This is a genomic window from Pacificimonas sp. ICDLI1SI03 (genome assembly GCF_054740865.1).
Genome location: NZ_JBSQAU010000001.1, coordinates 1,407,329 through 1,428,188, shown reverse-complemented (window position 1 = coordinate 1,428,188; position 20,860 = coordinate 1,407,329). Strand labels below are relative to the sequence as shown.

Below are 20,860 nucleotides of genomic sequence, written 5' to 3'. Positions count from 1 at the left end.
GGCCAAAGCGACAAAATGGTCGCGCCCTTGGGGAGAGACGAATGCGATTAGATGGTAAACGCGCAGTCGTAACCGGCGGTGCACAGGGTATCGGCCAAGCCATTGCCCGGCGGCTGGTGGACGAGGGCGCGCGTGTCGCTGTTTTCGACCGGACGGAAGAGGCGGCTCGCGCCGCCCTGCAGGATCAGGAACGGCATCTGGGCATCGCCTGCGACGTTTCCGACAGCACCTCCGTCGACGCGGCGTTCGCCAAGGTTGCGGCGGCCTTTGGCGGCATCGACATTGTTGTCTGCAACGCCGGTATTGGCCGTGGTCCCGACGATGGCAGCGATCAGATGTATGCCGGCGCCGCACGCCGCGCCGAGCAGATAGCCGCCGGGGAAACACCGACGGCGCACCCCGACCAGACCATCCATATGTCTGACGCCGGTTGGGCGGCGGTGCTGGGCGTCAATCTGAATGGCGCGTTTTACGCGGCGCGCGCAGGCTTGCGCGACATGGCGAAACGCGACGCGGGCGGATCGATCGTCCTGATTGCGTCAACGTCCGCCGCCTCTGGCGAAGGACCGATTCATTACGTTACCAGCAAGGCTGGCATAGTGGGGCTTGCGCGCGGTCTGTCGCGCGAAGTTGCCTCTCGCGGAATCCGCGTCAATGCGGTCCATCCCGGACCGACGGATACGCCGATCATGGCAAATGTCCCCGACGCCATGCGTGACCAGATGGCGGCGGCGGTGCCGCTGGGCCGCATGGCTCGGCCGGAAGAGATCGCCGCATCGGTGGCGTTCCTCGCCAGTGACGATGCAAGCTATGTGACGGGGGCGGTCCTTGCCGCCAATGGAGGTTCCTATTTCTGCTGATGTTCGGCGGGTGTTGTTCGCCCCGTTCGAGGGACGCAATCTGCGTTTGCCCAATCGGATCGTGATGTCGCCCATGGGCCGCGCACATGCGGTCGATGGCCGACCCGACGATGGATATGGCGCCTATTTTTCACGCCGCGCGAAGGGCGGCGTCGCCCTGATGATCACAGGTGCAGCGGCCATCGCGCATCCGCTGGCCGACTATGACGGTACCGGTCCGCACTTTGCCGGGGGGCATGCGCTGGATGGATGGCAGGCAGTATTGGCCGAGGTCCATGCAGCCGGCGGCAAATTGATGCCGCAGTTGTGGCACACCGGTATGGAGCGGCGTACCGAGCACTTCCCCTCGCCGGAGGCCATTGGCCCCTCTGGATTGTCCATCGCCGATCTGGATGCGGCGCGCGGCCCCAGCGGACGCGCGATGACCGCGGCCGACATGGAGGCGGTGATCACCGGTTTTGCTGCATCGGCGTCAGAGGCGCAGCGGCGCGGCTTCGACGGGGTAGAGGTCCATGCGGGTCACGGTTTTCTCCTCGACCAGTTCCTGTGGGCGGGAACCAATCGACGGCAGGACGAATTCGGCGGTTCCCCGGAAAACCGCGCGCGTTTCCCTGCTGCGGTAATTTCCGCCGTGCGAGCCGCGGTCGGACCCGACTTCCCGATCCTCGTCAGGATGTCGCAATTCAAGATCGGTGCCTATGAGGCGAACATTGCTGAAACCCCGGACGAACTGGAGCGTCTTTTGACGCCGCTGGCGGATGCAGGCGCCGACATTTTCCACTGTTCGCAGCGGGAGGCGTGGCAGCCGACATTTTCCGATAACCAGCTAAACCTCGCCGGATGGGCGAAAAAGCTGACCGGCCGTCCCAGCATCGCAGTCGGTTCCGTTGGCCTTGCTGGTCTGTTCACCGAGGAAGAGGCGGCAACACCGGGGGAGGCTCTGCCCGGCGTGTCGCTCGAAATGCTTGACCAGATTGCGGAAATGATCGGGCGGGGGGAATTCGACCTGCTGGCGGTTGGTCGGTCCCTGCTGGCCGATCCGGACTGGCCGCGAAAGGTCCGCGAAGGCCGCGATGAGGAATTGCGCGCGGTCGACCTCGCCGCGCTGACCACTTTGACGTGAAGGAATGGCTGCGATGAAACGGTTTCAGGACAAAATTGCCCTCATTACGGGCGCTGCCTCCGGAATCGGCAGGGCGACCGCGCTCCGTCTCGCGCAGGAGGGGGCGACGCTGCTCTGCGCTGACAGGGATCAGGACGGCTGCGCGGCGACGGTGGCCGAGATTGGTGAGACGGCAAGCACACAGATGCTGGATGTCACCGATCCTGCGTCCTGCGACGAGGCCGTGGCGCAGGCGGTGCAGCGATATGGCCGCATAGACCTGCTCGCCAATGTGGCCGGGATCGGAGGTTTCGGCCATGCCGCAGACATAGACGATGCACAGTGGCAGCGCATGATCGGCGTCAACCTGACGGGCGTGTTCCAGATGGTACGTGCCGCGCTGCCGCACCTGGCAAAGGTTCGCGGCAATATCGTCAATATTGCCAGCGCGGCGGGGTTGATCGGTACACCCTATGCTGTCGCCTATGCCGCATCGAAGAGCGGCGTCGTCGGCCTGACTAAGTCGATCGCGGTCGAATATGCCACACGCGGCGTCCGTGTGAATGCCATCTGTCCTGGCGCGGTCAACACGCCACTGATCGCCGGAGGCTTCGACGATATTGGCGATGTGGAACCGCGCCTTTTCGAGCGTTTGACGCCACTGCTGGGCGATATGGCAGAGCCAGAGGATGTCGCCGCCGCCGTTGCGTTCTTGGGGTCCGACGATGCGCGCTTCGTAACAGGCGCGATCCTCAGCGTGGACGGCGGGCAGACCGCCGCCTAGCGCTCAGGCGGCACCTCCGCGTAACTGGTCGGGCGGCGTTTCGCTGGGCATAATTTTCAGGCACGGCCCTTTCTTCCAGCCGTCAGGCAGCGAGGGCTGTTCGCCCGACAGCCGTATCATCGCATCATAGGGCAGGGCCTGATCTGATAGTGATGTCAGGAATTCCAGACTGGCCCCCACCGTCCGGCACGCGTTTTTAAGGGCGGATCGATCGCCGCCGTCGTCGGCCAGCAAAAGGATCGTGTCACCGGCATCGCCGTCCGTCAGCACCGATTCCGACACCCCCGCGCGGGTCCGCTCCTGATCGAGAAAGCGGCGCTCGTCCTCTCGCATCGTCGCGCCGGCATCGCCTGCCATTAGTTCGCCTATTTCTTCCAGCGAGCTGACCCAGAATTCTGAGATGCAGTCGAACCCCGGCTCGCCCGCATCCTCTGGCAGATGATTGCGGCGATACCGGCTGAACGGGAACAGCGGCATCGCCATTGGCGCATGCCGGGTCTCGTAATGCGTGCGAAACTCCGACCGGGTGGACCCTGGACGGCGCGGCATGAAGGCGATTGTCTTGGTCATTCCGGCAACATCCCCTCGGGGGCGTTGTAGGACCAACATTTTTCCTCGCGCCGATGGGAAATGCGCCAGCCAGCCTTGGTGCGGACCAGTTCGTCATTGTACCACAGGCCAATGAAGAAGACCCGCTCCTTGCCTTCGTGCTCCATCACCATGGGGTTGAACAGGATCGTCTTTGCCTTCGCGCGGTCGCCATCCAGATCGACCCGGGTGGTGGTCGACAGATGCTGAAAGGCGGGAAAGTTCGGCATTGCCTCTGCGAGATAAGCCTTGGTTTCCGCGCGCGTGCCCTTCTTGCCGCCGAGTTCGGTATAGTCGACAATTGCATCCTCGGTGAACACACGGTCCAGCGCGTCCCAGTCCCGCTCGTCGATTGCATAGGCATAGCGGGTGATCAGATCCTGAATCTCAACCCGGTCGGACAGTTCCTGTAACGGCAGCATATTAAACCTCCCACATAGACATTCTTCTTTCTTCCAAAGATGCGCGTTCACGTGGCGGCTTGCAAATACTTTCGTGAAATGCGTATCCTCATGGGAAAAGATATTCGCAAAGATGGGGGAGTGATGGCACAGTCGGCAATTCTGCGTACGCCCGAGCAGTGCTTTGCGAATCTGCCCGGTTTTTCATTCGCTCCGCATTATGTCGAGGTGCCTGACGCGCATCTGGGGCCCCTGCGCATGCATTATCTGGACGAGGGCGACGCGCGGCATGGCACTGTACTGATGCTGCATGGGGAGCCGAGCTGGAGCTATCTGTACCGAAAGCTGATCGGCCCGGTGGCGGACGCAGGCTGGCGTGCCGTCGTTCCCGATCATGTCGGCTTTGGCCGGTCGGACAAGCCTACGGATCGTTCGGTATTCGCCGCCGACCGTTTCGTCCGATGGATGCGAACCTTTGTCGAATCGCTGGATCTGACGGATATCGTGTTGGTCTGCCAGGATTGGGGCGGCCCAATAGGCCTGCGCGTTCTCAGCGAGATGCCGGATCGCTTCCGTGCCGTGTTTGCAACCAACACATTGCTGCCGAACGCAGAGCCGCCGCCGCGCGGCGTGGCCGACTGGCCGGGGCCGATCGTCGAGCCCTGGATCGCGCATTGCCGCGACAGTGATGATCTGGCGGTCAGCGAAGTTATTGCCGCCACCTGCGTTTCCCGGCCGGACCCCGCCGTGCTGGCCGCCTATGATGCACCGTTCCCCAACGCCGCTCACAAGGCGGCGGCGCTGGCGATTACGACGCTCATTCCTGTCGACGCCGCCGCGACCGGCATGGCGGAGAACCGCGCGGCGTGGAAGGTGCTGGATCAGTGGCAAAAGCCCTTTGCCACCGCGTTCAGTGATGGCGATCCCGCGACTGCGGATTGGCAGTCGGTGTTTCGCCATCGCGTGCCGGGTGCCGCGAACGCGCCGCACGTTACCATTCGAAATGCCGGGCATTTCGTTCAGGAGGAACAGGGCGAAGCGCTCGCCGACACATTGGTAGCGTTTCTGGACGGGCTACATGACGGCCAGCGAGCGAAATAAGATAGAAGATATTGGGAGGACGAGTTGGAAAAGCTGATCTACGCATTGTGGCGCAAGGAAGGGCAATCGCGGGAGGCTCTGAACGATGCATTACTGGGTCCGGTGACAGAAGGCCTGCGGCCCCTGGTTCGCGCGCTTCGCATCAATGTGCAGGATGACGCGGTGGAGGGGGGAACCAGCCCCCGGTTTGTCGTCACCGAACCGCAAATGGATGCCATGGTTCAGATCTGGGTCGACACCAGCTGGTCTGTTCGCCGCGAACCGATTGAAGCGCTGCTCAACGATGCCGCCGGCCAAGTCGCAGGATGGCTGGTGAGCGAATCCACGCCGCTGCCCAATACTCAGCACCCGCCCGTCGCCGGCGAGCGGACGGAGGGATTTTCGCAAATGGTGTTCCTGGAGCGGCCCGACCATCTCGATTTCGAACAATGGCGAGATGCCTGGCAGGAGCGTCACACACGCGTCGCCACCGACACGCAAACGAATTTCGAATATATCCAGAATCTGGTGGTGCGGCCTGTCACCAAGGGTGCACAGCCCTTTGCCGCGATTGTTGAGGAATGTTTTCCGCAAAAGGCGCTGCACGATCGAGAACTCTATTTCGATGCCGTCAATGATCCGGCCAAGCTGGACGCCAATTATGCTGCAATGATGGACAGCTGCGCCAATTTCATGGGCCAGAAGGGGGGCGACTGCATCCCGACCAGCCAATATGATATGAAGGTCCCCGCATCGCAAAATGCGTAACGTTCGGCCAATATTCCTGCGCAAAGCGTTGACCATGGGTCCGCAGAGCGGCATCCTGTATTCAATCTAGAAAAAACATGCCTGGAGGAGAAGACACCATGACAGATCAGTCCGGTACGCCCCCGAAAACGGACCCCGCCACCACCGTCTATTCAGATACGGTGACTATCAACGCCCCCGCATCGATTGTGTGGGAAGTGCTGACCGATCTTCCCAATTACGGTGCCTGGAATCCCTTCTGCATCGCCGCCAAATCCACGCTCGAAATGGGCGCGCCGTTGGAAATGACGCTCGCCAATTATACGATGCCGGGAGAAACCTATCCGAACGTCGAATATGTCTGCGCAAACGTGCCTGAAAAGCTGCTGTCGTGGGAATTGCCGGATTCGCCGGAGATGCCGTACCCGGCACGCCGGGACCAAGTGATCGAGGCGGTCGATGACCAGAGCTGCACCTATTATTCGACCGATGCATTTTTCGGCCCGAATGCTCAGCATGTCATGTTCTTCTGCAGCCAGTGGATCAAGCGCGCGTTCGATGACACCGCCGTCGCCCTGAAGGAGCGGGCGGAGGCGCTGCACAGAGAGCGCAAGGCCGCAGCATGAGCCTGCAGCTCGAGGAGATCGAGCTGATACGGCGGCTGAAGCACCGATATTCGCGCGGTATAGACAGTGGCGACATGGATCTGGTCGCCAGCCTGTTCACGGAAGATGCCGAAATCGACTATCGGGGCGGCAGCTATCATTTCGCTCTTCAGGGCCGCGATGTCATCATGGAGGCGCTGTCGCAGGCATTTCATCCGCGGTTTGTGGGGTCGCATACGGTGCATATGCCCGTCATCGACGTCCACGACGACGGGACGGCAGACGGGGAATGGACGCTCCTCGATTACGCTCTGGACCTCGATGCTGACAACCGCACGACGGTGGGCAGCGCCACCTACAAGGACAAATACCGGAAGGTGGATGGCGAGTGGCTGATTGCTTGTTCTTCCTATGAACGCGTGTACGAGCGTGTCTATCACGAGCCGGAACCGGGACTGACCGCGCATCTGCTCGCGCGCACGGGGGCGGGGGCATGACCGCTGTTCCTGACCCGGCGGCGGTGCAGGCGCTTCTCGATCGTGAAGCGCTGCGGACCCTGATTTACGCCTATTGCAATGCTGCCGACCGTCACGATCATGCCAAGATGCGCAGTCTTTACCATGAGGACGCCATCGACGATCATGGCGCGATGTCCAGCGGGCCGGCGATGGATTTCATCGACAAATTGCCCGAGATTCAGGCGCCGATGGAAATTCTCCATCACAATGTCACCACCATCAACCTGGCATTGGATGGCGACTATGCGGAGGGTGAAGTCTATCTGATCGCGCTTCATCGCGTGCGCGGGGAGGACGGGCCGTTCGACGTGCTGGTCGGCGGTCGCTATTTCGATAAATATGAGAAGCGCGACGGAGTGTGGAAATTTGCCCATCGCGCGATTGTCGCGGATTGGGCGAACATTCATTCGCCCTCCATCGTCGATCTGGAGCACCCGTTTCTGCATGGGGCGCATATCGGCAAGCCGGGGCCGGAGGATCCTTCTTATGGCTTCTTCCGCCTATTGAAGCGTGTCCAGCCATGACGGCAACGCGCTGTAAATCCATCGCCTTGCTGCGTCGGCGCGCTGACCTAAGCCGCTCCGACTTCATCGATTATTATGAGCGTCAGCACGCACCTCTTATCCTGTCGCTGCTTCCGGGCATCGTCGATTATCGGCGCAATTTCGCCAATTTCGAGAGTGCGTTCGTGTCGGACGGAGCTGCCCCCTTCGACTTCGATGTCGTGACGGAATTGTGGTTCGCCGACCGCGGCGCCTATGATCGGGCGATGGCAGTTGCGACGGCAGAGGATGTCGCCGCCCGTATCGCTGCGGACGAGGAAAACTTTCTGGATCGATCTGCGACGCGCATGTTCCTGGTGGAAGAACGGACCAGCCCCTTGGGCTGATCGATCAGTCAATCAGCGCGCAATAGCGGAAGTCGTGCTTGATGAAGTTCTGGCCGAGACTGTAGCGGACGCGCCGCACGCCCGGGATCTTGTCGATCGTCTGATGCAGGAATTCGGTAAGCTCGTTGCCGTCCTCCACCAGGGTCATGGCCAGCACGTCCGCGCGACCTAGCATGGTCGAAACGAAACCGATTTCCGGCAGCTCGGCAAGTCGCTCCGTCAACAATTGTATATCGGCGGCGGTGTCCGCCTCGATCCACAAATAAGCGAGGAACGGGTTGGTCAGTCGGTTCGCGTTGGTGACAGCGGCGACGCGGATGACCTTATTATCCAGCAACCGCTTCAGACGGGATCGGATCGTCCCTTCGGTCAGGCCGAATTCGCGGCCGATCTCGCGGTTGCTGACACGGGCATCCTGACCCAGGCGGTTGATGATCTTGTGATCCAGCTCGTCAAGCGGAATGCGGGTCATAGCGGCACCCATTCTGGGTTGTATTTCAGGATCTTCATTGAGAGGCCGGGGAACAGTCGTTCGACACCGTCCACGCGCGCAATGACGTCTGTCAGGATTCGATCCAGTTCCGCAATGTCATGGGCCACGACCTGAACCTCCAGATCGTACATGCCTATGGTGACGTTGACAGTGATCACCTCCTCGAACTGGGCGAGTTCACGCCCAACCTCCGCCGCCGAGCGACCCTTTACCTGGACGCCCACCGCGGCAATGGCGTTGAATCCCATGGCCGTCAGGTCGCGCATCGCGACGACGCGTACCGCGTCGCTCGATTCCAGCTTGCGCAAGCGGGTGCGTACCGTCGCCTCGTTTACGTCGATGGTACGCGCCAGATTGCGGTTGGAGATACGACCGGACTGACGCAGCTCGGCGATGATCTTTTCGTCAATGGGTTCGAGCGCAGGAGGAGGCGCGTCGTTCGGAACGGCGGTCGAGCGGCCGGGCGCCGCCTTTTTCCTCTTTGTCTGCTTCTCGTCCGCCACCGTCACCTGCCAATCTGATTAGAGCGCCCCCGGCGCAAACCCCCGAAGTATCGCAAGGCGATCATCCCGCCAAGGGCAAGTTCGCCGCATGCACCTATCTGATGATGGCCGGATGGGGGTCGCGTGGCGCCCCCAGCATCTCCCGAAAGGACGGAGGAGTACGGCCCTCGTCCTTGATCGAATAGCGCTCGCCCAGTTCCGCACCGATCAGCGTCTTGCCTGTCATCGTCATGCGTTCGGGGTCCTTGTGGACTGCCGCGATTAGCTTGCCGGTGAATTCGGGCGTCTCCGCATTCGCCATGATTTCCTCATATTGGTCCGGCCGATCCTCGATCGCCTTCATGGAGCGCTCGGTCTTTAGCGGACCCATCCAGATGGAGATCGCGGCCACGTCCTGCTCCTTCAGGTCGACGCCCATATCGGCAGCGAACTTGTCTACGCCGGCTTTCTGCGCGCCATAGGCGGGACCGTGCATGTAGCACACCGAGCCGAAGGAAGAGGTAAAGGCGATCACGCCGCCGCCGGTTTTCACCATCAGCGGCGCGGCGTAGAAGCTGGCGACATAGCCTGAGCGCAGGCCCACATCCAGAATATCGACCAGTGCCAGCGGCCGTTCCCAGAACGGGCCGGGCTCGATCAGCGCGTCGTCAATGACGGCGGCATTGTTGACGAGGATGTCGAGCCGGCCCTGTTCCTCCTCCACGCGGCGGAAAAGCGCGGCGACTGCCTCATCGTCGCGATGGTCGACGGCGACGGCAATTCCCTTCCCGCCGGCCTCGTCGATCGCCTTGGCGGTGCCGCCGATGGTTCCGGGCAGGGGCGCGTCGCCCTCCCGAACCGTGCGGCCCGTAACGTAAACTGTGTAGCCTGCGCCACCGAGGGCGCGCGCAATACCCGCACCTGCACCGCGACTTGCGCCTGTGACGACGGCGACCGGACGATTTTCGTTGCTCATGAATTCTGCTCCTTAAGAATATCGAGAAAGGGAGGGCGCTCGCCGCCGCCATCGACGTTAAGCGCGGCGCCCGTGACGTAGGATGCTGCTGGTGAAACCAGGAATAGTGCCGCCTCGGCTATTTCAGAGGCGCGGCCCAGGCGCTGCGCACCGATATTCGCGGCAATCGCGGCCTGTGCGGCCTCATTGCCATAGGTCGCCTCGGTCGATTCCGTTTCGATATAGCCGACGACGATGGCGTTGACGCGGATCGCCGGTCCCCATTCGTGCGCCAGACTGCGCCCCAGCGCCAGCAGGCCCGCCTTTGCGGCCGCATAGGCGGTGGTGCCGGGCGAGGGGCGCAGCGCCGAAACGCTGGCAATGTTGACGATCGCGCCGCCGCCTGCCGCCTGCATGTGCGCATAGGCGGCCTGCGACAGATTGAGAGGCGCGAGGAGATTGAGGGCGATAACCCGTTCGGCGAAGCGCGGCGATGCGGTCGCGGCCTCCGCCTCCGGCGATCCGCCTGCATTGTTGATGAGGATGTCGAGCCGGCCAAAGCGATCCGCCACGCCATCGACGAAGGTCTTGGCGGCCTCCGGGTCGCGAATGTCGCACGCCACGAATTGCAGCGATTCCGGCAGGTCATCTGGTGCAGAACGACCGCAGACAATGACTGTGGCGCCTGCATCGCTGAGCCGCGTGGCAATGGCGCGCCCAATGCCGCGTGTGCCGCCCGTGACGATGGCGACCTTGTCCTTGATCGGCTGGGCTGAATTCTGATCCGTCAATTCCTGCTCCTGTGTCGGGCATTCCGCCCTGGTTTCAACGATTGGCGCGTGCCGCATGTCTTGCGGCGCGGCGGCCTGAGAAAATGCAATCGGCGAACGACAGTCCGCTGACATAGGTTTGCGAGGCAATGCCTACCGCCGTGCGGCCGGCGGCATAAAGACCGGGGATCGGCTGCCGTTCTGAATCGAGCACCGCGCCACTGTCCTCCGCAACAGTCAGGCCACCAAAGGTTATGACAGGCAGGGGCAGGAACTTGCTCTCTATCGAGATGTCCATGGCATAAAAAGGGCCGGTGGCAATGGGTTGCATGTCTGCCGGTTCCTTGCCGAAACTATCGGCGATTTCACCCGCGGCGGCGCGATTATAGGCGGTGACGGTCCGTTCCAGCCCTTCCGCATCTATACCCACCCGTTTTGCGAGGGCGGCAAGCGTCGGCGCCTTCTGTGCGTTAAACGCCAGGTTCAGCAAAGTGACATCGCGCTGGAACGGCACCAATTTTGGGTCGCGCGCCTGCTGGAATGCCTTTTCACGCAGCGCCTTGTCATAGATCAGCCAGGCAATACCGCCCTGATGATCGCCAATATGTTCGCCCAGTGTGGCACCATAGACGGTTTCATCGACAAAACGTTCTCCGGCGCGGTTGACGACGATTGCGTCGGCCCATGCCTTGGGTGGATTTATGAAGCGCCAGGCGCTGATCTTGTCCATCAGGGCAGTCGCGCCCCCCGCCGTCATGCCGAGAACGATACCTGATCCCTGGTCGCCCAAGGTGCCGTTGGGCATCCCCTTTGAGTAGGTGGGGGCGTAGCGCTGCACCATGCGGGGGTTCATAATGAAGCCGCCCGCACTTAGCAGTACGCCCTCCCTGGCGCGCAGGTGCCGCGTCACCCGTGCCTCGCTTTCGATGGCCATGGCTTTTTGCAGGTAATGATTGCCGAGGCCGATGGTAATCGACGCGAAGGGAATACTGGGGGGCAGAGCGGCCAGAAACACATTGGCACGAGAGATATATTTGGCAAAGCGCCGCGCGGCGTCAGTCCCCTCCGGGATCGACAGCGTTTTCACGCCGATGATCCGGCCGTCGCGGTCGCGGATCAACTGCCGCGCCTCGCTGAAACGGTGGAAGGACAGCCCCATGGCGAGCGCCGATTGGGTCATCGGCTCCGTAATGAATTTGCCGAGGCCCCAAGCCTTCTTGCCGTTGCGGGCGAAGGCACGATGCCCGCGCGCCGCCGGCTTTGCGCGTTTACGGTAGCTGGCGACCAAGGAATTATCGGGGTGATAGAGGAACTTGTCGAGCGGCGGGTAGCTAGATTTCTCCTTCCAGACGCCGCCCGCTAGCTTGCCACCGTGCTTCAGGATCCAGTCGATGGTTTCGGGGCTTTCCTCCACGAAGCGGCGCAGGGTCTCCTCCGACACGACGTTCCCGGCCTCTATGCGGAGATATTTCAGCATCTCCTCGGGGTCGTCGTCCTCGCCCTCCTGCTGCTGGATGACGGTACCGCCGCCGGCGTAGAAGACGCCGCCATTGGCCGCGGTCGACCCGCCGCCGTCATAGCGGTCGACGGCGATTACGTGGAGGCCGCGCTCGAGCGCCTCTACCGCCGCGGCGACACCCGCGCCGCCGAGACCGACCACCACCAGATCCGCCGTCTCGTCCCAGGCGATATCGTCCGGGGAGTTGACGGTCAGCGGCGCTTCGACCGACAGGCCGAGCTCTGCGGCCAGGGGGCTGGTGTTCGGGGTCAGAACCGCACCGAGACCTGGCCCAGCACTTCGCGCGGACGGCCGGGCCGGGCAGCGATGGCGGCGGTGTAATTGGCTGTGCCGACAATATAATCGCGGTCGAACAAATTGGTGCCGATCAGCTGCGCGCGCCAGATTCCGTCTGCGCTGGTCCAGCCGAGGCGCGCATTGACGGTGCCGTAACTGCCCTGCTGTTCTGGATAATCGCTGACGCCGCCAATGCCGTCATTGGCCGCGGTGAAATAGACCGCCGACTGGACGTGGGTGTCGGCGCCGATGGCGATTTCGCCTGAGTCGGCCAGGTCGAACGTGTAGCTGCCGCCAAGGGTCGCCGACCATTCCGGGGCGTTGTTCAGCCGCTTGCCCGACGCATCGAAGTTGCCAAAGGTTGTGACAAACGCATCGGGGTAGTCGCGGTACTTGGCGTCGAGGTAGGCGATGTTGGCTGTCAGCTCCAGACCGTTTACGGGACGGCCGACGATCTCTGCCTCAATGCCCTTAACGCGCGCTGTCGCGGCGTTTTCAGTGCGCGCGCCAAAGGAGGCGCCGATCTGCACGTAACTTTGCACCTGCAGGTCGGTATAATCATAGTAGAAGCCCGTTAAGTTGAGGCGCAGGCGGCGATCGAGCAGATCGCTTTTCAGGCCCGCCTCGTAGGACCAGAGTTTTTCCGGGCCATATCCCGCAGACGCGTCGGCGGCATTGCTGGCGCCATAATCATAGCCACCGCTTTTGAAGCCGCGAGTGGCGGAAACGTACAGAAGCACATCATCGTTCGGCGTATAATTGATGCCGAATTTCGGCGTCAGCGCATCGTCCGTCCGGCTGGTGTCGACGATGAAGGGGTCGGGCAGGCCGGGAACGCCGGCAAGCACGAAACCGTCCTCCGCCACATCCGGGTCGGTGTCGGTGCTGGCGGTGAAATAGTCCGACAGGAAATAGCGTTTCCGCTCTTTCGTGTAGCGCAGGCCGGCGACAACGGAGAGCTGCTGGGTGAAATTATATTCGGCCTGGCCGAAGAAGGCATAGGATCTGGCCTTCAGCTCCGGGCGCTGAATGTGGGATGCGCCGAACGGGAAAAGCGTGAGCGTCAGCGGCTCGCGGTTCTTTTCCCTGAAGTAATAGCCGCCGACCACCCAGTTCAGAGTGTCGCTGTCGCCGGTCAGCGTCAGCTCCTGGCTGAACTGGTGCTGCCGGATCGGGCGCAACTGGTTCAGCAGCATGTCAGTCGCGCTGGCGTCGGCGTCGGCAATGATCGAACCGCGAAATTCGCGGTAGCCGGTCAGCGACCGCAATTCGATACCCGAACCAAGGTCGAAGCTGAGATCGCTGGAGCCGCCGTAATTTTCCAGCACCGTGTGATTATCCCGGTCCATCGAGACCTTGTCGAAATCACCGAGGATGGCATCATCGACCGGGTTGCCCGTCGGCCGGATCAGCTTTGGATAGGCACCGAATGCGCCCGACTGACGCGACCAGTCGGCGCGCACGAGCCATTCGCCAATGCCGCCAAGCGGAACCAGGATCTGACCGCGCACGCCGCGCGATTTCATGTCCTCCAGATCATTGCCGGTAGAGACGTTCTCTCTGTAGGCATCGTGGCCCGATACATCCGCGGCGAGACTGGCGCGGATGTCGCCGGCGATGGGGCCGGAGACATAGCCCTGCAGGGCATAGCGGTCATAGGTGCCGTAACCTGCCTGGACCTGCCCCTCCAGCGTGGACGAAGGACGCCGCGAGATGACGTTGATCGTGCCGCCGACGGAGTTGCGCCCGTAAAGCGTTCCCTGCGGACCGCGCAGAACCTCAATCCGCTCCACATCGAGAAAGTCGCTGAGATAGCTGAGCGGACGCGCCAGATAGACGCCGTCCAGATGGATCGTCGTGCTGGGATCCGACCCGATGAACACGATGTTGGAGCCGATGCCGCGCAGGAAAAGCTGCGTATAGCCGGAGAGGTCAGAAACCTGCAGGCTGGGGACATAGGTGTCGAGATCCTGCACGTCGCGCACACCGCGATTCTGGAGATCTTCGCCGGAGAGGACGGACACCGCAATCGGAGTGGACTGAAGCGCGGTTTCGCCCATGCGCGTAGCGGTGACGACGATGTCCTGGATGCGGTCGTCGGCAATTTCGTCGGACGGGGAGGACTGTGGACCATTCTGCGCCACGGCCGGTGCGGCCATTAGCCCCAGGACGCTGACAAAACAGCGAAGCCAGACAGATTTTTGCATTCTAATTCCCCTCCCTCACTAGGAATTCCGTCGGTCTTTCGCCGCCCCGGTAATTCACTACGAAAGAGCCTAGCCGCTCATCCGTCACTCTGCAATCGGCGAATTGCCGATAGCTGGTTGACGATTTGCGTAGTAAACCTTAGCTCATCTTACGAATTCGGTGAGTTTGAGATCGGCCGCGGAAGGGCCGGCACGGCTGCTGAAAAATGGAGAATGACGATGGGGATGGCGCTGAAAAAGGTTGATGCGACGGAGCCAACACGCGACGAGCTGGTGGAACGCGCACGCGAAATGATTCCGACCCTGAAGGCCCGCGCTGCAAAGGCGCTGGCGGACCGGAAAATTCCTGAAGAGACCATTGCCGAGATGAAGGAGGCCGGTTTCTTCCGCATCCTTCAGCCGCGGCGTTGGGGTGGCTATGAAATGCACCCGAATGTTTTCTTCGACGTGCAGAAGCTTCTTGCAGAAGGCTGCATGTCCACCGGCTGGGTTTACGGCGTCGTAGGCTGCCACCCCTATGAGATGGCGCTGTTCCACGATCAGGCGCAGCAGGATGTGTGGGGCGAGGACAATAGCGTCCTGGTGTCCTCCTCCTACCAGCCGGTCGGCAAGGTCGAGCATGTCGAAGGCGGATTCCGTCTGTCCGGCCGCTGGGGCTTCTCCAGCGGATCGCAGCATTGCGACTGGGTGTTGCTGGGCGCGATGGTTCCGACCGAAGAGGGCAACCCGCCGGACATGCGCACGTTCCTGGTGCCGCGGTCCGACTATCAGATCGACGAAACATGGGAAACGTTCGGTCTGCAGGGCACCGGCAGTCACGATGTCGTCGTGGATAATGCCTTCGTTCCGGATTATCGCACCCACAAGGCAAGCGACGGCTTCATGTGCCAGAATCCCGGTCAGAAGGAGAATGACGGGCCGCTGTATAGCTTGCCATGGGCGCAGGTGTTCGTCCGCTCCGTCTCGACAGCTGCTCTTGGCGGCGCGCACGCGGCGGTAAAGGCAGCGGTGGAAATCGCCCAGAGCCGCATTTCCACGAATACCGGCAAGGCGTCCAAGGCCGACCCCATATTGATGGCGGCCATTGCGCGCGCGCATGCCCAGGTTGCCGAGATGGAATTGATGCTGGCGACAAGCTTTGACACGATGATGGACAAGGCGGAGCGTGGCGACGAGCTAACGCTGGATGAGCGCGCGACCTATCGCTACCATTCCTCGACCGTCGTGCGCCGCTCTGCTGAGCTGGTCGACGAACTGCTGCCACTGCTGGGCGGACGGGCCATCTATATGTCGAGCCCGATCGTTCAGCCCTGGCTGGACCTGAATGCGGCGCGCGCCCATGTGGCGAACGATCCAAACAATATGGCCGCAGACCTGGTGAACGGGCTGATGGGCGAGCCGCCTTCCTTCCTGTTCCTGTAATTCTTGGAAAAAGTGGAGGATGGAATGACGCAGGATTTGCGCCGCAAGAGCTATTCCGTGGCGAATGGCTATGAGATCAGTATCGCGGAAAAGGGTGAGGGGACGCCCATCGTCTTCCTGCACGGAAGCGGCCCCGGCGCTTCCGGCGCGTCCAATTTTCGTACCAATGTCGACGCCTTTGCGGCGGCGGGGCATCGCGTATTGCTGCCCGACCTGATTGGCTATGGAGAGTCGTCGAAGCCGGAAGGTGTCGACTACACGCTCGATCTGTTTGCGAGCAGTGTCTACGAGGCGCTGGTGGCGGCGGGAGTGGAGTCCGCCGTTCTGGTCGGCAATTCGCTGGGCGGCGGCATTGCCATGCAGATTGCGTTCGACCATCCCGGTTTCGTTACCAAGATGGTGGTCATGGCACCGGGCTGCATTGAGGAATTGCCGGTGTATTTCGCGATGCCCGGCATCAGCAAGATGGTGGGCGATTTCACCAATCCCGACTTCACCGAGGACGATCAGCGCAAGCTGGTATCCAATCTGGTCTACGATCCATCAGTCATCACCGACGAACTGGTCGCTGAACGCTATGCGGTCGCGCGTACCCAGCCGAAGGATGTGCTGTCGCGCATGAAGACCCCCAATCTGGCACCGCGCCTGGGTGAGCTGGACATGCCCATCCTGGGTTTCTGGGGACTGCAGGACGAATTCTGTCCTGCAAGCGGCGCGCAGCGGTTCCTGGATGCGTGCGAGGACGTGCGCTTCATGACTTTCAACAAGGTCGGCCACTGGGTTCAGGTCGAACGCTCGGCGGAGTTCAACCGTTACAGTCTGGCATTTATCGATGGTTGATACGGATAAATGGGTAGAAAAGCTGTATAAGGCGCTGCGTTCGGGTACGACCATTGCGCCGCTGGTATCCGTGGACCCGTCGCTGTCCATCGACGATGCCTATGCCATTTCACTGGGCACGCTGGAGCGGCGCCGCGCGGACGGCGAAAAGGTCGTCGGCAAGAAGATCGGTGTCACGTCGAAGGCCGTGCAGGACATGCTGGGCGTTCACCAGCCGGATTTCGGTTTTCTGACCGACCGCATGTGGATCGATGGCGAGACGATCAACATTGAGAAGCATGGTCTGATACAACCGCGTGCGGAGGCGGAGATCGCCTTCATCCTGAAGGATTCGCTGAATGGCCCGGGCGTCACCAATGAGGACGTGCTGGCGGCGACGGAGTCGATCGCGCCGTGCTTCGAGATTGTCGACAGCCGCATCGCGGATTGGAAGATCGGTATCGTCGATACGGTTGCGGACAATGCCTCTTGTGGTGTCTTTGCGCTGGGCGATGCGCGGGTCGATCCGCGCGGCCTGGACCTGCCCGGACTGCATGTGACGGTGCGCAAGAACGGCGAGCCGCTGAGCGAGGGCTATGGTTCGGCAGTGCAGGGATCGCCCCTGGCTGCGGTCGCCTGGCTGGCAAATACGCTCGGCGCTTATGGCGTGACACTGGACGCGGGCGATGTCATCCTTTCGGGGAGCCTCGTGCCGCTGGAAAATGCACGTGCCGGCGACCTGTTTGAAATGGAGCTGGCGGGCGTGGGCACCTGCGCCGTCCGCTTCGAATGAAGGAGACGCAATGTGGCTAAGGTAAAGGCGGCTATCATCGGTTCGGGGAATATCGGCACCGACCTGATGATGAAGATGTTGAAGTCGCCGCAGAACATGGAACTGGTGGCGGTCGTAGGCATCGATCCGGAGTCCGAGGGGCTGGCGATGGCGCGCGAACGCGGCGTCGCCACCACGCATGAGGGCATCGAGGGTTTGCGCAAGCTGCCCTGCTATGCGGATATTGCGATCGCATTCGATGCCACATCCGCCGGGGCGCACAAGAAGCATGACGAGGTGCTTCGCGCAGACGGCAAGCAGGTCGTCGACCTGACGCCCGCCGCGATTGGCCCCTTCACGATTCCGCCGGTCAATATGGAGGCGAACCTAGACCAGCCGAACGTCAATATGGTGACGTGCGGCGGTCAGGCGACAATTCCCATGGTGGCTGCGGTAAGTCAGGTTGCGACCGTCCACTATGCCGAAATCGTGGCGTCGGTTTCGTCGCGTTCGGCAGGGCCGGGCACGCGCGCCAATATCGACGAATTCACGCGTACCACGGCACGCGCCATCGAGCAGGTGGGCGGCGCCACGCGCGGCAAGGCGATCATCATTCTGAACCCCGCCGAACCGCCAATGATCATGCGCGACACCATCTTTACCCTGTCCGAAGGCGCCGATGAGGATGCCATTCGCGCGTCGGTGGAGGCGATGGTTGCCCGCGTGCAGAAATATGTTCCCGGCTATCGCCTGAAGCAGGCGGTGCAGTTTGAGCGGTTCGGGGACAATCACCCGCTGAAGATTCCGGGGCAGGGCGAATTTACCGGTCTGAAAACCTCCATATTCCTGGAGGTAGAGGGGGCGGGCGATTATCTGCCCAGCTATTCCGGCAATCTGGACATCATGACCGCCGCGGCAAAGGCCACCGGCGAATTGCTGGCGGAGCGGATCCTGGAAGGGAAGAAGGTAGCGGCATGACTTTCGATGTGAACAGCCAGAAGCTTTATATTCAGGACGTTACGCTGCGCGACGGCATGCACGCCATCCGCCATATGTACGGCCTGGACCATGTGCGCGACATCGCCAAGGCGCTCGATAAGGCAGGGGTCGCCGCGATCGAGGTCGCGCATGGCGACGGCCTGTCGGGCACCAGCTTCAACTATGGGTTTGGCGCGCATACCGACTGGGAATGGCTGGAAGCCGTGGCGGAGGTGCTGGACAAGGCGGTTCTGACGACGCTGATCCTGCCGGGGCTGGGCACGGTCGAGGAACTGCGCCGCGCCTATGATCTGGGTGTGCGCTCCGTGCGCGTTGCGACGCATTGCACGGAAGCAGACGTGTCGAAACAGCATATCGGCATCGCGCGCGATCTGGGCATGGACGTATCCGGCTTCCTGATGATGAGCCACATGATCGACGCCGAGGCGCTGGCGCAGCAGGCCGTGCTGATGGAAAGCTATGGCGCGCATTGCGTCTATGTGACCGACAGTGGCGGTGCGCTGGACATGGACGGCGTACGCGAACGGTTCCGCGCCTATGAAAAGGTCCTGAAGCCCGAGACGGAGCGCGGCATGCATGCGCACCATAATCTGGGCCTGGGCGTCGCGAATTCCATCGTCGCCGCGCAGGAAGGGGCGGTGCGCATTGACGCCAGCCTCGCCGGAATGGGCGCGGGCGCAGGTAATGCGCCGCTGGAAGTCTTCATCGCCGCCGTTGACCGCAAGGGCTGGGACCATGGCTGCGACGTGATGTCCCTGATGGATGCGGCAGAGGATCTGGTGCGGCCGCTGCAGGACCGGCCCGTCCGCGTTGACCGGGAAACGCTGTCGCTGGGCTATGCAGGCGTCTATTCCAGCTTCCTGCGGCATGCGGAAAAGGCTGCCGAGGATTACGGTCTCGATACGCGTACGATCCTGGTCGAACTGGGTCGCCGCAGAATGGTGGGCGGTCAGGAGGACATGATCGTCGACGTGGCGCTCGATCTGGTAAAGGCGCGAGAGGAAGCCGCGTGAGCGGCTACTCGCTGCACAAGCCCTGTCCGGCCGATGAAGTACCGGCATGGGACTACGAAACCGATGTCGCCATCATCGGCTTTGGCGCCGCCGGTGCCTGCGCCTCTATCGAGGCGGCGGGCGCGGGCGCCGAGGTGCTGCTGTTCGAGCGCAATTCGGGCAGCGGCGGCGCCTCCGGCCTGTCGGGGGGAGAAATCTATGTCGGCGGCAGCGGCGGCAGCGATGCGCAGCGTGCTGCAGGCTTCGAGGACAAGACCGAGGATTTCGCCGCCTATCTGAAGGCGGCAGGCGGACCATGCGTGGATGAGGCGAAGTGCGATCTTTATGCGCACGAATCGCTGAAGCACTTTGACTGGCTGAAAGCGCAGGGGGTTCCGTATCGCGGCAATTATCTGCCCGGGAAAGTCATCGAGCCGACCGACGATTCAACGCTGATCTGGTCCGGCAGCGAAGCGGCCTATCCGTTCTGCGAAATCGCAAAGCCGGCGCCGCGCGGTCACGTTATCCAGCATATGGGATGGGGCGGGGGCCGCCCGTTCGTCGACATATTGGAACGGCGTGCCCGCGAACTGGGTGTGGAAGTTATCCCCGATGCGCGTGCGGTCGCCCTGATTGAGGATGATGGCCGCGTTGTCGGTGCGATCATGCGCATCGACAATGTCGACCGCTATGTGCGCGCCCGCAGCGGCGTGGTGCTGGCAACTGGCGGCTTCGTGATGAGCGAAGAGATGCGGCGGCGTTATTGCCCCGAAACCTTTCGCATCAACTCGCCCATCGGCGACAAGGATGATGGCTCAGGTATCCTGTTGGGGATGAGTGTCGGCGGCGATGCGATCCACATGGAGCAGTTCTTCACGACCTGTCCCTGGACCATGCCGGAACCGCACGCGCATGGTGTTTTCGTGAACCAGGCGGGACAGCGTTTCATCAACGAGGATTGCTATCACGGCAGGGTCAGCCGCTATGCCGTCGATCAGCTGGGCGACCGTGTCTATCTGCTGCTGGATCAGGCGCATTTCCTGCAGCCGATCGACCTGGCCGCAATGTCCATCGCAGGAACCGGCGACAGCTGGGAAGAGGTTGAGGCGGAACTGGAAATGGTGCCCGGTACGCTGTCGGCGACCATGTCGCTTTACAATGAACATGCCCGCGAAGGTCGCGACCCGCTGTTTGGAAAACGCGCGCCCATATTGACCCCGCTGGACAAGGGGCCGTTCGTGGCGCTGGAGTTGAATTTCGCGACGACCTATTTCAGCTTTTTCACGCTGGGCGGCCTTCACACCTCCGTCGATGGCGAGGTGCGGGGCAGGGACGGCGCGCCGATCCCGGGCCTGTTCGCCGCCGGGCGCTGCACATCGGGCCTGCCGGCATGGGGACATGGCTATAGTTCCGGCATGAGCCTGGCGGATTGCACGTTCTTTGGACGGCGCGCGGGACTGAGCGCGGCGGCGGCGAAAGCCGGCACGAAGGCACGCCAGATCGCCTGAACCAGAGGTGTTCGCCCGTCTAGTCCAAACGGACGATGCGCGGGCCTTGGGGGCCATTAGGGTGGGACCGGA

The 20,860-nt window shown here is 62.1% G+C and carries 23 protein-coding genes; 15 read left to right on the top strand and 8 right to left on the bottom strand.

Going from position 1 to position 20,860, the window contains the following annotated elements; translation table 11 throughout:
• Positions 1-41: 41 nt before the first annotated feature.
• The 3 genes from ACSMXM_RS07010 to ACSMXM_RS07000 are packed head-to-tail and all read left to right on the top strand — an operon-like array spanning position 42 to position 2,746.
• Positions 42-860 carry an SDR family NAD(P)-dependent oxidoreductase gene (locus ACSMXM_RS07010; RefSeq protein WP_460315192.1) on the top strand — a complete coding sequence of 273 codons (819 nt, stop codon included), beginning with the start codon at positions 42-44 and terminating at the stop codon, positions 858-860.
• Positions 838-1,983, top strand: coding sequence for an NADH:flavin oxidoreductase (locus ACSMXM_RS07005; RefSeq protein WP_460315191.1), 1,146 nt, complete (start codon positions 838-840; stop codon positions 1,981-1,983). The genes ACSMXM_RS07010 and ACSMXM_RS07005 overlap by 23 nt, the downstream gene beginning before the upstream one ends.
• A gap of 13 nt (positions 1,984-1,996) precedes the next feature.
• The gene (locus tag ACSMXM_RS07000; RefSeq protein ID WP_460315190.1) at positions 1,997-2,746 is read left to right on the top strand and encodes an SDR family NAD(P)-dependent oxidoreductase; all 750 of its coding nucleotides are present in this window, start codon (positions 1,997-1,999) and stop codon (positions 2,744-2,746) included.
• Between the two features lie 3 nt (positions 2,747-2,749).
• Here the strand turns inward: ACSMXM_RS07000 and ACSMXM_RS06995 are convergent, their stop codons facing one another.
• Positions 2,750-3,316 (bottom strand): EthD domain-containing protein, encoded by a 567-nt coding sequence (locus ACSMXM_RS06995; RefSeq protein WP_460315189.1) that lies wholly within the window; start codon positions 3,314-3,316, stop codon positions 2,750-2,752.
• A complete protein-coding gene (locus ACSMXM_RS06990) occupies positions 3,313-3,756 on the bottom strand; it encodes a nuclear transport factor 2 family protein (RefSeq protein WP_460315188.1) in 444 nt (147 codons plus the stop codon). Before ACSMXM_RS06990 ends, ACSMXM_RS06995 begins: the two co-directional genes overlap by 4 nt.
• A gap of 123 nt (positions 3,757-3,879) precedes the next feature.
• Between ACSMXM_RS06990 and ACSMXM_RS06985 the strand changes: the two genes are divergently transcribed.
• From ACSMXM_RS06985 to ACSMXM_RS06960, 6 genes are all read left to right on the top strand, one after another.
• On the top strand, positions 3,880-4,836 hold the full coding sequence (locus ACSMXM_RS06985; protein WP_460315187.1) for a haloalkane dehalogenase: 957 nt from the start codon (positions 3,880-3,882) through the stop codon (positions 4,834-4,836).
• 24 nt (positions 4,837-4,860) lie between these two features.
• Complete coding sequence (locus ACSMXM_RS06980) at positions 4,861-5,583, top strand: EthD domain-containing protein (protein ID WP_460315186.1); 723 nt, start codon at positions 4,861-4,863, stop codon at positions 5,581-5,583.
• A 98-nt stretch (positions 5,584-5,681) separates the two neighbouring features.
• Complete coding sequence (locus tag ACSMXM_RS06975) at positions 5,682-6,188, top strand: SRPBCC domain-containing protein (RefSeq protein WP_460315185.1); 507 nt, start codon at positions 5,682-5,684, stop codon at positions 6,186-6,188.
• Positions 6,185-6,664: a nuclear transport factor 2 family protein gene (locus tag ACSMXM_RS06970; RefSeq protein ID WP_460315183.1), complete on the top strand. Its 480-nt coding sequence runs from the start codon at positions 6,185-6,187 to the stop codon at positions 6,662-6,664. Before ACSMXM_RS06975 ends, ACSMXM_RS06970 begins: the two co-directional genes overlap by 4 nt.
• Positions 6,661-7,209, top strand: a complete 549-nt coding sequence (locus ACSMXM_RS06965; protein ID WP_460315182.1) for a nuclear transport factor 2 family protein — start codon at positions 6,661-6,663, stop codon at positions 7,207-7,209. Before ACSMXM_RS06970 ends, ACSMXM_RS06965 begins: the two co-directional genes overlap by 4 nt.
• Positions 7,206-7,574, top strand: a complete 369-nt coding sequence (locus ACSMXM_RS06960; RefSeq protein ID WP_460315181.1) for an EthD domain-containing protein — start codon at positions 7,206-7,208, stop codon at positions 7,572-7,574. Before ACSMXM_RS06965 ends, ACSMXM_RS06960 begins: the two co-directional genes overlap by 4 nt.
• Before the next feature lie 4 nt (positions 7,575-7,578).
• On the opposite strand, the gene ACSMXM_RS06955 is transcribed toward ACSMXM_RS06960, so the two are convergent.
• The 6 genes from ACSMXM_RS06955 to ACSMXM_RS06930 all read right to left on the bottom strand — a co-directional run bounded on the left by ACSMXM_RS06955 (position 7,579) and on the right by ACSMXM_RS06930 (position 14,276).
• Entirely contained in the window at positions 7,579-8,046 is a 468-nt protein-coding gene (locus tag ACSMXM_RS06955) for an Lrp/AsnC family transcriptional regulator (RefSeq protein WP_460315180.1), read from the bottom strand.
• Complete coding sequence (locus ACSMXM_RS06950) at positions 8,043-8,570, bottom strand: Lrp/AsnC family transcriptional regulator (protein WP_460315179.1); 528 nt, start codon at positions 8,568-8,570, stop codon at positions 8,043-8,045. Before ACSMXM_RS06950 ends, ACSMXM_RS06955 begins: the two co-directional genes overlap by 4 nt.
• Before the next feature lie 94 nt (positions 8,571-8,664).
• Entirely contained in the window at positions 8,665-9,525 is an 861-nt protein-coding gene (locus ACSMXM_RS06945; protein ID WP_460315178.1) for an SDR family NAD(P)-dependent oxidoreductase, read from the bottom strand.
• Entirely contained in the window at positions 9,522-10,295 is a 774-nt protein-coding gene (locus ACSMXM_RS06940) for an SDR family oxidoreductase (RefSeq protein WP_460315177.1), read from the bottom strand. Before ACSMXM_RS06940 ends, ACSMXM_RS06945 begins: the two co-directional genes overlap by 4 nt.
• Positions 10,296-10,329: 34 nt before the next feature.
• Positions 10,330-12,006, bottom strand: a complete 1,677-nt coding sequence (locus ACSMXM_RS06935) for an FAD-binding protein (RefSeq protein ID WP_460316365.1) — start codon at positions 12,004-12,006, stop codon at positions 10,330-10,332.
• 35 nt (positions 12,007-12,041) lie between these two features.
• A complete protein-coding gene (locus ACSMXM_RS06930) occupies positions 12,042-14,276 on the bottom strand; it encodes a TonB-dependent receptor (protein ID WP_460315176.1) in 2,235 nt (744 codons plus the stop codon).
• Between the two features lie 213 nt (positions 14,277-14,489).
• Between ACSMXM_RS06930 and ACSMXM_RS06925 the strand changes: the two genes are divergently transcribed.
• The 6 genes from ACSMXM_RS06925 to ACSMXM_RS06900 are packed head-to-tail and all read left to right on the top strand — an operon-like array spanning position 14,490 to position 20,788.
• Positions 14,490-15,698, top strand: a complete 1,209-nt coding sequence (locus ACSMXM_RS06925; protein ID WP_460315175.1) for an acyl-CoA dehydrogenase family protein — start codon at positions 14,490-14,492, stop codon at positions 15,696-15,698.
• 24 nt (positions 15,699-15,722) lie between these two features.
• Positions 15,723-16,538, top strand: coding sequence for an alpha/beta fold hydrolase (locus tag ACSMXM_RS06920; protein WP_460315174.1), 816 nt, complete (start codon positions 15,723-15,725; stop codon positions 16,536-16,538).
• Positions 16,531-17,310: a fumarylacetoacetate hydrolase family protein gene (locus ACSMXM_RS06915; RefSeq protein WP_460315173.1), complete on the top strand. Its 780-nt coding sequence runs from the start codon at positions 16,531-16,533 to the stop codon at positions 17,308-17,310. Before ACSMXM_RS06920 ends, ACSMXM_RS06915 begins: the two co-directional genes overlap by 8 nt.
• A gap of 12 nt (positions 17,311-17,322) precedes the next feature.
• Entirely contained in the window at positions 17,323-18,267 is a 945-nt protein-coding gene (locus tag ACSMXM_RS06910; RefSeq protein ID WP_460315172.1) for an acetaldehyde dehydrogenase (acetylating), read from the top strand.
• Positions 18,264-19,301, top strand: a complete 1,038-nt coding sequence (gene dmpG / locus ACSMXM_RS06905; RefSeq protein WP_460315171.1) for a 4-hydroxy-2-oxovalerate aldolase — start codon at positions 18,264-18,266, stop codon at positions 19,299-19,301. Before ACSMXM_RS06910 ends, dmpG begins: the two co-directional genes overlap by 4 nt.
• Entirely contained in the window at positions 19,298-20,788 is a 1,491-nt protein-coding gene (locus ACSMXM_RS06900; protein ID WP_460315170.1) for an FAD-dependent oxidoreductase, read from the top strand. Before dmpG ends, ACSMXM_RS06900 begins: the two co-directional genes overlap by 4 nt.
• Positions 20,789-20,860: the final 72 nt, after the last annotated feature.